Raw genomic sequence first — 11,951 nt, forward strand, 5'->3', positions numbered from 1 at the left:
ATAGACTTTTGCATGGAAGGCTGCAAAGAACTACCTGACAGAAATGACAGTTCCGACAAACGGTAGCCGACGATCGACAGCGCTCATCAGCTGCGTAATGCACACCAGGTCAGGCAGGGCAGTCCGGCTGACCTGGACGTTGCCCGCGACGGGCGGCAACGGCGTCTGCTGTTCATTGAAGATAAACGCGTGATGAACCTGCGGGTTGTCGGCAAAAAAACTCAACAGGTCCAGCCCTTCGCTGGCCATCGCCCCGTTGATAAGCACCAGGTCCAAAGGCTCGCAACCGTACTCCACCAGTGGCAGGAGCTCGTCGAGGCTCTGCACCGGTGCTACGCGAAAGTAGCCGAGCTGATTGAACAGTCGCTCGATCCGCAGGCGGTTGAAGTGCTGCGCATCGGCGATCAGGATGCGCAAGGATTTGTTCGGCATGGTGACCTCCAAAAGGATGTCGATTTCAAGAGGTCGCAAAGCCTACGGAAGACCTTCCTGGGTTTATGTAGGAATTTTCCTAAATAAAAGCCGGTTAGTCTGACGCTTGCCAGGGAAACCTTGGCCCTTACTCCGTGGTACTCGGACTCCAGAACGCCTGCACCACCAGGGTCGAGGTCGAAATCCGTGCCACCAGCGCATCCAGCTCATCACCATCGACCGAAGTGGTGGCCAGGGTGGCTTCGATTTCAATTTCATCCGTGCCGAAGGCGTGCACATCGACATCGCTGGCCGGGTAGTTGCTGCGTTCCAGCTCGGCTTCGAGCAAGGTCAGCACGGCTTTCTGCTGCGTGCGTCGGGCTATGACATAGACGATGTTGGTGACCTCCGCCGAAATCACATCCAGCGGCTGACGGTTGATGTTGTTGACAATCGGCCGCAGCAAGGTGTTGGCCGCGAGCACAAACAAGGTGCCAAGCAACGCCTCGGCCAACAGGTCGGCACCGGCGCAGGCACCGACTGCCGCCGAGGTCCAGAGCGTGGCGGCCGTGTTGAGACCGCGCACGTTGCCCTCTTCGCGCATGATCACCCCGGCACCGAGGAAGCCGATGCCGGAAACTACGTAAGCTACGACCCGCACGGCACCTTCGGCACCGGCGAGACGGTTGGCCATGTCGACGAAAATCGCCGCGCCCACCGCCACCAGCACGTTGGTGCGCAGGCCGGCGGTGCGCTGCCGGTACTGGCGCTCGAAACCGATCAGGCCACCGAGGATGAAGGCCGCGCTGAGGCTGACCAGGGTGTCGAGCAGGGAGGTCAGGTTGAGGTTGTTCAGTGCTTGCATGATGAATCCTTTGAAAAACACACGATCCCCTGTGGGAGCGAGCTTGCTCGCGATGGCGGTGTATCAGTTGACATGGATATCGACTGACACTCAGTCATCGCGAGCAAGCTCGCTCCCACAGGGGTTGCGTTGATTGGCCAGCCTCGCGGCTTTATTGCCAGCCAAACCGGCGAATGTAGAACCCCTTCACCGCCTGGGTCAGCGCCATGTACGCCAGCAGGATCACCGGCAGGAACACGAAATACAGCGAAGGCAACGCCTGCAATTTGAAGTAATGGGCCAACGGTCCCATCGGCAGGAAAATCCCCACGGCCATGATCAGCCCGGTCATCACCAGCAAGGGCATGGCCGCGCGGCTTTGCAGGAACGGGATTTTCGGCGTGCGGATCATGTGCACGATCAGCGTCTGGGTCAGCAGCCCGACCACGAACCAGCCGGACTGGAACAGGGTCTGGTGATCCGGGGTGTTGGCATCGAACACGTACCACATCAAGGCAAACGTGGTGATGTCGAAGATCGAACTGATCGGCCCGAAAAACAGCATGAAGCGCCCGACATCCGCCGGCTGCCAGCGCTGCGGTTGCTTGAGCATTTCGTCATCGACGTTATCGAACGGAATGGCGATCTGCGAAATGTCATAGAGCAGGTTCTGCACCAGCAGGTGCATCGGCAGCATCGGCAGGAACGGGATGAACGCACTGGCCACCAGCACCGAGAACACGTTGCCGAAGTTCGAACTGGCGGTCATCTTGATGTACTTGAGCATGTTGGCGAAGGTCCGGCGCCCTTCCAGCACACCCTCCTCCAGCACCATCAGGCTCTTTTCCAGCAGGATGATATCGGCCGCTTCTTTGGCGATGTCCACGGCGCTGTCCACCGAAATACCGATGTCGGCGGTACGCAGGGCCGGGGCGTCGTTGATGCCGTCGCCCATGAAACCGACCACATGGCCGTTGCCCTTGAGCAGACGGACAATGCGCTCCTTGTGCGAGGGCGTCAGTTTGGCGAAGACGTTGGTGGTCTCCACGGCTTTCGCCAGTTCGGCGTCGCTCATGCGTTCGATGTCATTGCCCATCAGCAGGCCCTGCTGCTCCAGGCCGACTTCGCGGCAGATTTTCGCCGTCACCAGTTCGTTATCGCCGGTCAGCACTTTCACCGCCACGCCATGGGCGGCCAGGGCCTTGATGGCCGGTGCGGTGCTTTCTTTCGGCGGATCGAGAAATGCCACGTAACCGATCAGCGTCAGTGCCTGTTCGTCGGCCAGGCTGTAGGTATCGCGGCCTTCGACCACTGGCCGTGCCGCTACCGCAACCACCCGCAGGCCCTCGGCGTTGAACGTGGCCGTGACCTGACGGATGCGCGCCAGCAGTTCTTCGGTCAAGGCTTCATCGACTTCGCCATGACGCACCCGCGAGCACACCGCCAGCACCTCTTCCACCGCGCCCTTGCAGATCAGCAAGTGCGGTTGATCGCGCTCGGCGACCACCACCGACATGCGCCGGCGGGTGAAGTCGAACGGGATCTCGTCGACCTTGCGAAACGCCGTGCCGACCTTCAGTTCACGGTGGATCTCGACGTGTTCGAGCACCGCCACATCCAGCAGGTTTTTCAGGCCGGTCTGGTAGTAGCTGTTGAGGTAGGCCATTTCCAGCACGTCATCGGAGTCATGGCCCCAGACATCGACGTTGCGCGCCAGGAAGATCTTGTCCTGGGTCAGGGTGCCGGTCTTGTCGGTGCACAGCACGTCCATGGCGCCGAAGTTCTGGATAGCGTCGAGGCGTTTGACGATGACTTTCTTGCGCGACAGGAACACCGCGCCCTTGGCCAGGGTCGAGGTGACGATCATCGGCAGCATTTCCGGGGTCAGGCCCACGGCGATCGACAGCGCGAACAGCAGCGCTTCGGTCCAGTCGCCCTTGGTGAAACCGTTGATGAACAACACCAGCGGCGCCATCACGAACATGAAGCGGATCAGCAGCCAGCTGACTTTGTTGACCCCGGTCTGGAACGAAGTCGGTGCCCGGTCGGTGGCGCCGACCCGCTGGGCCAGGGCACCGAAATAGGTGCTGTTGCCGGTGGTGAGAATCACCGCCATGGCCGTGCCGGACACCACGTTGGTGCCCATGAACAGGATGTTGTCCAGGTCCAGGGGATTGAGCGTGTCACGGTCCTGCTGGCGGGGAAACTTTTCCACCGGCATCGATTCGCCGGTCATGGCAGCCTGGCTGACGAACAGGTCCTTGGCGCTGAGCACCCGGCAATCGGCGGGAATCATGTCGCCGGCAGACAACACGATCAGATCGCCCGGCACCAGGTGCCTGATCGGCAATTCGATACGCTGCGCGCCGCGGTCCTCAAGGTCCCGGCGCATCACCGTGGCGGTGTTGCTGACCATCGCCTTGAGAGCATCGGCGGCCTGGTTGGATTTGGTTTCCTGCCAGAAACGCAGGAAGGTCGAGAGCACCACCATGGAGAAAATCACGACGGCGGCTTTCATGTCTTCGGTCAGCCAGGAGATGACCGCCAGCAACGTCAGCAGCAGGTTGAACGGATTCTTGTAGCAGTGCCACAGGTGCATCCACCAAGGCAGTGGTTGTTCGTGCTCGACTTCATTGAGGCCGAACTGCTCGCGCAAGGCATCGGCTTCAAGCTCGCTCAAGCCGTCGGTGTGACTGCCCAGGGTGTTGAGCAATTGACCCGTGTCGCTGCCGGCAGCGGCCACCAGGGTTTGCGCCAGGCTGGGCGGGACTTCACGGCTGACCGTGGTGTCGGTGAAGGTTTCCAGCAACGCCAGGCTACGGAAGTGCCGGGCGATGTGGCGGTTACGCAGGAAGCCTGCGAAGAATTCCTTGAGGTTAAGTTTCATGGCTGGTGCCCCTTTGGTCAGCCGGGAAACCGTCGAGCAGGCGGGTCCACGCCTCTTGCGCCGGAACAACCGGCAAAGCAAGGCCTGGCACGCCGGTCACGAATGACAGGCGTGTCGATAGAGCGGCGGCCACGACAACAAGTCGAAACCACGCACTGTTCAGCGTCGATGAGAGGGACTTCGGGACACGGCCAGGACGGGCCATGATCGGGATGCCGCTGCTCGCTTGTCGGCGAGACAACGGCACAGGAGACTGCGCGTTATCTTGCCGAGAAAATGCCGGTTACCGAGACCGGCCGACAACTGTCACTCGAACAAGTACCCACTGTGGGTCTCCGTAATGGATGAAAACGCGCGAAGCTTACGCCCCGAAGTTTGGAGAGTAAACCCGCTATAAAAGCTTGCCGGGGGGAATCGCGGGGTTCTTCAGGAAGGGTTCAGGATTCAACATTTGCGGTGTTCTTTCTGGCCTCTTCGCGAGCAAGCCCGCTCCCACAATTGATCTGTGAACACAGGTCAATTGTGGGAGCGGGCTTGCTCGCGAAGAGGGCCTTACAGCCACCGAAAATCTCAGCTCGCCGTCGCCAACAACAAATCCACCACCGACCGGCCATGCCCGCGATGCTTGCCGTGTTCATACAGCGAGCCGGCAATCTCATCGGCACGAATCGGCAGGATCGACAGCAAGGTGTCGCTCAGCCCATGGCTGGCCTGGCAAAAGCCCTGCATGTAGAGGCCGGCCTTGCAGCGTTCATCGGTGATCAGTTTGTAGTTGCGATCGACCTCGAAATCACCCAGGTACTCTTCGAGCGGTGCCAGCAGCTTGCGGTGCATCTGCCGCTCGTAACCGGTGGCCAGCACCACAGCGTCGTAGTGACGCACCGAGACTTCGCCGGTGGCGTTGTTGCGCAACACCAGTTCGATGCCCCGTTCGTTGGCGGTGGCCTTTTCGATGGTGGTCAGGGTGCGGAACGCATGACGGGCGATGCCCGAGACCTTCTGCCGATAGAAGATGCCGTAGATTCGCTCGATCAGATCGATGTCCACCACCGAGTAGTTGGTGTTGTGGTACTCGTTCACCAGGCGCTCGCGCTCGCTGCTTGGCTGCTGGAACACCAGGTCGGTGAACTCCGGGGAAAACACTTCGTTGACGAAGGGGCTGTCGTCGGCCGGCTTGAGTGCCGAGCCGCGCAGGATCATGTCCACCTGCACCGACGGGAAGCTGTCGTTCAAATCGATGAAGGCCTCTGCCGCGCTCTGCCCGCCTCCGATGATCGCGATGCTCATCGGCCGGTTGTCCACGCACGGCTGCTTGGCCATCTGCGCCAGGTACTGGGAGTGATGGAACACCCGACCGTCATCCCTGAGTGCCTTGAATACCTCGGGAATACGTGGCGTGCCACCGGCGCTGACCACCACCGACCGGGTGGTGCGCAGCTGCTGATGCCCGGTCGCATCGCGGGAAATCACCCGCAACGCCTCGACCTGATGGTTGTGCAGCACCGGCTCGATGGTCAGCACTTCTTCGCCGTAGCGGCTTTGCGCGGTGAACTGCCCGGCGACCCAGCGCAGATAGTCGTTGTACTCCATGCGGCACGGATAGAAGGTGCCCAGGTTGATGAAGTCCACCAGGCGCCCGTGGGCCTTGAGGTAATTGACGAACGAGTAAGGGCTGGTCGGATTGCGCAGGGTCACCAGGTCCTTGAGGAAGGAAATCTGCAACTCGCTCTGGGTCACCAGGGTGTTGCCGTGCCAGCGGTAGTCGGCCTGCTTGTCGAGAAACAGCACATCCAGGTTGCCCTGGCTCGCCCCGCGCTCTTGCAGCGCGATGGCCAGTGCCAGGTTCGAGGGGCCGAAACCGACGCCGATCAGGTCGTGAACGAGGGGCGATGCAATTGCCTGTGTCATTTCCAGTGTCCTCTGGATGTTCCCCTCAAAGGCGGGGGCATTGAACCTAAGTGACCTGACCCACCAAGGGCCGCACAACAGGTCGTCTGTTGAGTAGGAACGAGGACCGTGAAAAAAAATTTAACCGCGCAGGCTCACTGGGTGTCCCACTGTCGCATCCGTATACGGCAATGCTTCATGGCATTGACGATGTGCTTCTCGACCATTGCCCGGGAAATGCCCAGTTGCTCGGCAATTTGCGGATGGGACAGGCCTTCGATCTTGCGCAGCAGGAAACTCTCGCGGCACAACCTCGGCAACTCCGCCAGGGCACACTGGAGCATTTCCAGACGCTGGCCATGATCGAGCACGTTATGCGGCGAAGGGGTGAAATAGCGCTCTTCATTGTCGAGCACCTCAAGAGGTTCGGCCTGACGCAGGGTGTTGCGCCGATGGTCGTCGATAACCAGGTTGAGGGCGGTGCGATAAAGGAACGCCCGGGGTTGCTCGATCGGCGTTTCACTGGAACGCTCCAGGACCCGCAGATAAGCGTCATGCACCACATCTTCGGCCACCTGACGGTTGCCCAGCCTGGCGTTCAGGAAACACACCAGTTCGCGATAGTAGTTTTCCAACATGACTCCCGTCCGCACGGGGGTGCGGTTTCTGTCCTTGAGCCCTTTGCGCGACCATTGAAATAAACAGTGGCACGATAATGGCAGTTCGAGTCGCGTAATTTATAGTAATTCTCATATAGATTTAAAGTACTGCTTCAACTTGCCTGGTATTTAGTCACAAACCCTGTAGGAGCGAGCTTGCTTGCGAAGGCATCAAGGACAACGTGTTGACCCAGACAGCACGCGTTATCGTTGACGTGCATCGCGAGCAAGCTCGCTCCTACATTAGTTTGTGTCAGCACCTAAATTCCCCGGCGCTTTCTACGTTTACAGGACAGCTCCCCGTCCCTGTCCGGCCCTGCCGGCAGCGTTCAGCCATCGACCCGCTGCTGAACGACGGGCCGATTTCCCTAGGCCGGAACCCTGCATGAAACGTCCCCGACAGACCCGACGCGCCCTGCTTGCAGCACTTTGTCTGATCCCTGTGGTTGCCGTCGCCGCCTGGCAGTTCATCCCGCCGGGCCGCGACGGGCTCGTCACCGTTCAGGTCAGCCGCACCGACATTGAAAGCAGCGTCACGGCATTGGGCACCCTGCAACCGCGGCGCTATGTCGACGTCGGCGCCCAGGCCTCCGGGCAGATCCACAAGATTCACGTGGAAGTCGGCGACGTGGTCAAGGAAGGCCAGTTGCTGGTGGAAATCGACCCGTCCACGCAACAGGCCAAACTCGATGCCGGGCGCTTCTCCATCGAAAACCTCAAGGCGCAGCTGCAGGAGCAGCGAGCGCAGCACGACCTGGCCCGGCAGAAACACCAGCGTCAACAGAACCTGGCCGCCGGCGGCGCCACCCGTGAAGAAGACGTGCAGACCGCCCAGGCCGAACTGCGCGCCACCCAGGCACGGGTCGACATGTTCCAGGCGCAGATCCGCCAGGCCGAAGCCAGCCTGCGCAGCGATCAGGCGGAGCTCGGCTACACGCGGATTTATGCGCCGATGGCCGGCACCGTGGTGGCGCTGGATGCCCGGGTCGGCCAGACCCTCAACGCCCAGCAGCAAACGCCGCTGATCCTGCGCATCGCCAAGCTGTCGCCGATGACCGTGTGGGCCGAGGTCTCGGAGGCCGACATCGGCCACGTCAAACCCGGCATGCACGTCTGGTTCACCACCCTGAGCGGCGGCACCCGGCGCTGGACCAGCACCGTGCGGCAAATCCTCCCCGTTCCGCCCAAGCCGCTGGACCAGACCAGCCAGGGCGGTGGCAGCCCCGCCAGCACCAGCAAAAGCGGGAGTGCCCGCGTGGTGCTGTACACCGTATTGTTGGACGTCGACAACGCCGACAACGCCTTGATGGCGGAAATGACCACCCAGGTATTTTTCGTCGCCAATCAGGCGCAGAACGTACTCACCGCGCCCATCGCTGCCCTGCAGGCCGGTGCGCAGACAGACCTGCAGACGGCGCAAGTGGTCGCCAGCAATGGCCGCATCGAGCAGCGCAACGTGCGTACCGGCATCAGCGACCGCTTGCGGGTGCAGATCCTCGATGGCCTGCAAGAAGGCGATCACCTGTTGATCGGCCCGGTCGACGGGAGTGGCGGCTGAATGCAGACGCCCCTGATCGAACTGCACGATATCCGTAAAGCCTACGGCGGTGGCGACGCCCCTGAAGTTCACGTATTGCGCGGCATCGACTTGTCGATCCATGCCGGTGAGTTCGTGGCGATTGTCGGTGCTTCCGGTTCCGGCAAGTCGACGCTGATGAACATCCTCGGCTGCCTCGACCGCCCGACCTCGGGCGAATACCGCTTCGCCGGAGAGAACGTCGCGGCCCTGGACAGTGACGAACTGGCCTGGCTGCGTCGCGAAGCCTTCGGTTTCGTGTTCCAGGGCTACCACCTGATTGCGTCCGGCTCGGCCCAGGAAAACGTCGAAATGCCGGCCATCTACGCCGGCACCCCGGCCGCCGAACGCCACGCCCGCGCCGCCGCCCTGCTCGACCGCCTCGGCCTGGCTTCGCGCACCGGCAACCGTCCGCATCAACTCTCCGGCGGTCAACAGCAACGGGTGTCGATTGCCCGCGCCCTGATGAACGGCGGCCACATCATTCTTGCCGACGAACCCACCGGCGCCCTCGACAGCCACAGCGGCGCCGAGGTCATGACCTTGCTCGACGAGCTCGCCAGCCAGGGCCATGTGGTCATCCTCATCACCCACGACCGCGAAGTGGCAGCCCGGGCCAAGCGCATCATCGAGATCCGCGACGGCCTGATCATCAGCGACAGCGCCGAGGAAAATCCGACCTCGCAAAACTCCGCCACACCCGGTGCGCTACAAGCCGTCGACCTGCGCAAGCGCTTGAGTGAAGGTGCCGAAGCGACTGGCGCGTGGAAAGGCGAATTGGTCGATGCCGTGCATGCGGCGTGGCGAGTGATGTGGATCAACAAGTTCCGCACCGCGCTGACCTTGCTCGGCATCATCATAGGCGTGGCCTCGGTGGTGGTGATGCTGGCCGTGGGCGAAGGCAGCAAGCGCCAGGTCATGGCGCAGATGGGCGCGTTCGGTTCCAACATCATTTACCTCAGCGGCTCGGCGCCCAACCCGCGCACGCCCATGGGCATCGTCACCCTCGATGAGGTCGCCGCGATTGCCAGCTTGCCCCAGGTGATGCGGATCATGCCGGTCAACGGCCAGGAGGCCGGGGTGCGCTTTGGCAACCTTGATCACATGAGCTACGTCGGCGGCAACGACACCAACTTCCCGGCGATTTTCAACTGGCCGGTGGTCGAAGGCAGCTACTTCACCCACGCCGATGAACAGAACGCCGCGGCGGTCGCGGTGATCGGACACAAGGTGCGGACCAAATTGCTCAAGGACGTGGCCAACCCGATCGGCCAGTACATCCTGATCGAAAACGTCCCCTTCCAGGTGGTCGGCGTGCTCGCGGAAAAAGGCGCCAGCTCCGGCGACTCCGACAGCGACGACCGTATCGCCATCCCCTACTCCGCCGCGAGCGTGCGCCTGTTCGGCACCCACAATCCCGAGTACATCGCCATCGCCGCCGCCGACGCGCGCAAGGTCAAGGAAACCGAAAAAGCCATCGAGCAACTGATGCTGCGCCTGCACGACGGCAAGCGCGACTTCGAACTGACCAACAACGCGGCGATGATCCAGGCCGAGGCGCGCACGCAAAACACCCTGTCGCTGATGCTCGGTTCGATCGCGGCCATTTCGCTGCTGGTGGGCGGGATCGGCGTGATGAACATCATGCTCATGACGGTGCGCGAGCGGACTCGCGAGATCGGTATCCGCATGGCCACCGGTGCCCGCCAGCGCGACATCCTGCGCCAGTTCCTCACCGAAGCGGTGATGCTCTCGGTGGTGGGCGGCCTCACCGGGATTGCCCTGGCGCTGATCGTCGGTGGCGTGCTGATTTTCAGCGAAGTCGCTGTCGCGTTCTCCCTGATAGCGGTGCTGGGTGCCTTCGGCTGCGCCCTGGTCACCGGTGTCGTTTTCGGCTACATGCCGGCCCGCAAGGCTGCCCGACTCGACCCGGTCACGGCCCTTACCAGTGAATGATCGATTGATGAAGCCGCCACTCAGTGTGTTAACCCTGTGCCTGTTGCTCGGCGCCTGCAGCACCCCGCCACAGCGCCCCGACAGCGGCGTCCAGCCGCCGGCTACCTGGCAATCGCCGCACACCGCAGGCGCTGTCCATGACAACCAGCAATGGTGGAACCGCTTCGGTAGCCCGCAACTGGGTCGCCTGATCGAACAGGCGCGGCTTGGCAGTTACGACCTGGCCACGGCCATCGCCAGAGTGCGCCAGGCCCAGGCCGACACGGTGATTGCCGGCGGCTCGCAACTGCCCGAAGTCAAGGCAGGGGTCAACGCCAACCGCCAGAAATTGCTGCGCGGCAACGGCTACAGTCAGCTCGATGCCGACAGCGATAACGACGCCGTCGACTACTTCACGGCGAACCTGGTTGCCAGCTACGAAATCGATTTCTGGGGTGGCCAGCGGGCCAGCCGCGACAGCGCGCAATTCAGTCTCAAAGCCAGCGAGTTCGATCAGGCCACCGTGGAACTGACGTTGCTCAGCGGTGTGGCCAACGGCTACGCACAAGCCTTGTCGTTGCAGGAGCAGAGCCGCATCGCCGAGTTGAATCTGGCCAATGCCCAAAGCGTGTTGAAACTGGTGCAGACCCGTTTCGATTCGGGTTCGGCCACAGCCCTGGAACTGGCACAGCAAAAAAGCCTGGTGGCGGCGCAGCAACGCCAGCTGCCGCTGGTGCAGCAACAGGCCGAGGATGCACGGATCAGCCTCGCCGCCCTGCTCGGCCGCCCGGTTCAGGCGCTGTCGCTGGGGCAGGAACGCTTCGATCAACTGACTTGGCCTGCGATTGACGCCGGGGTACCCAGCCAGTTGCTCAGCCGCCGTCCGGACATTGCCCGGGCCGAGGCGCAACTGGCCGCGGCCCAGGCCGACGTCACCGTCGCCCGAGCCGCGATGCTGCCGACCGTGACCCTCACCGCCGAAATCGGCTCCGGTGCCGACCGGGCCGACGACATCCTGCGCAGCCCCTTCTACAACCTCACCGCCGGGCTGCTTGCGCCGGTGTTCAACAACGGCCGCCTCGGCGCCCAGCGCGACAAGGCCACGGCGCGTCAGCAAGAACTGCTGGAAACCTATCGCGGCGCGATCATCAACGGCTTCGCCGACGTCGAAAAAGCCCTCAACAGCATTCGCGGACTGGATGAACAGCGCGGGTGGCAGAGTGAAGAACTGAGCCAGGCGCAGACCGCCTTCAATATCGCGCAAAGCCGTTATCAGGCCGGGGCCGAGGATTTGCTGACGGTGCTGGAGACCCAGCGCACCTTGTACGCTGCGCAGGATTTGAACGTGCAGCTGCGGTTGTCGCGGATGCAGGCGAGTATTGCCCTGTACAAGGCGCTTGGGGGTGGGTGGCAAGTCTTGTAGTTGCTGGGCCTGTCAGGACGCCATCGCGAGCAAGCTCGCTCCCACAGGTCATGCGTCGTGCCCGGATCATGCGGCAAATACAAAACCCTGTGGGAGCGGGCTTGCCCGCGAAGGGGCCGGCACATCCAACATCAACATTGCCTGCCAGGACGCCATCGCGAGCAAGCTCGCTCCCACAGGTTATGCGTCGTGCCCGGATCATGCGGCAAATACAAAACCCTGTGGGAGCGGGCTTGAACTGGTCAAGTAATCCCGGACACCGGTTACGGTGTTTATGCCGCTTTTTGCTCCATGGCTATTGGCGACAGATAGTTGTTGTAGCTGTGGAG

The 11,951-nt window shown here is 62.1% G+C and carries 8 protein-coding genes; 3 read left to right on the forward strand and 5 right to left on the reverse strand.

Translation table 11 applies throughout. From position 1 onward, the window contains the following. Nucleotides 1-30: 30 nt before the first annotated feature. From ABIE16_RS27360 to ABIE16_RS27380, 5 genes are all read right to left on the reverse strand, one after another. Nucleotides 31-432, reverse strand: a complete 402-nt coding sequence (locus tag ABIE16_RS27360) for a chemotaxis protein CheY (protein ID WP_349735383.1) — start codon at nucleotides 430-432, stop codon at nucleotides 31-33. Nucleotides 433-559: 127 nt separating this feature from the next. After that, a complete protein-coding gene (locus ABIE16_RS27365) occupies nucleotides 560-1,276 on the reverse strand; it encodes an MgtC/SapB family protein (RefSeq protein ID WP_429522319.1) in 717 nt (238 codons plus the stop codon). A 151-nt stretch (nucleotides 1,277-1,427) separates the two neighbouring features. Continuing rightward, a complete protein-coding gene (gene mgtA, locus ABIE16_RS27370) occupies nucleotides 1,428-4,142 on the reverse strand; it encodes a magnesium-translocating P-type ATPase (RefSeq protein ID WP_429522320.1) in 2,715 nt (904 codons plus the stop codon). A gap of 570 nt (nucleotides 4,143-4,712) precedes the next feature. Then, on the reverse strand, nucleotides 4,713-6,050 hold the full coding sequence (locus ABIE16_RS27375) for a lysine N(6)-hydroxylase/L-ornithine N(5)-oxygenase family protein (RefSeq protein WP_429522321.1): 1,338 nt from the start codon (nucleotides 6,048-6,050) through the stop codon (nucleotides 4,713-4,715). Nucleotides 6,051-6,184: 134 nt separating this feature from the next. Then, nucleotides 6,185-6,667: a sigma-70 family RNA polymerase sigma factor gene (locus tag ABIE16_RS27380; RefSeq protein WP_154861470.1), complete on the reverse strand. Its 483-nt coding sequence runs from the start codon at nucleotides 6,665-6,667 to the stop codon at nucleotides 6,185-6,187. Between the two features lie 406 nt (nucleotides 6,668-7,073). Here ABIE16_RS27380 and ABIE16_RS27385 point away from each other — a divergent pair, with 406 nt between their 5' ends. From ABIE16_RS27385 to ABIE16_RS27395, 3 genes are read left to right on the forward strand one after another with little or no spacing between them, the layout of a single operon-like run. Further along, nucleotides 7,074-8,246, forward strand: a complete 1,173-nt coding sequence (locus tag ABIE16_RS27385) for an efflux RND transporter periplasmic adaptor subunit (RefSeq protein WP_429522322.1) — start codon at nucleotides 7,074-7,076, stop codon at nucleotides 8,244-8,246. Next, nucleotides 8,247-10,220: a MacB family efflux pump subunit gene (locus ABIE16_RS27390; RefSeq protein WP_429522323.1), complete on the forward strand. Its 1,974-nt coding sequence runs from the start codon at nucleotides 8,247-8,249 to the stop codon at nucleotides 10,218-10,220. Between the two features lie 7 nt (nucleotides 10,221-10,227). Then, nucleotides 10,228-11,622 carry an efflux transporter outer membrane subunit gene (locus ABIE16_RS27395; RefSeq protein ID WP_429522324.1) on the forward strand — a complete coding sequence of 465 codons (1,395 nt, stop codon included), beginning with the start codon at nucleotides 10,228-10,230 and terminating at the stop codon, nucleotides 11,620-11,622. Nucleotides 11,623-11,951: the final 329 nt, after the last annotated feature.

The organism is Pseudomonas sp. 2725, assembly GCF_050434585.1.
Taxonomy (GTDB): Bacteria; Pseudomonadota; Gammaproteobacteria; order Pseudomonadales; family Pseudomonadaceae; genus Aquipseudomonas; species Aquipseudomonas jessenii.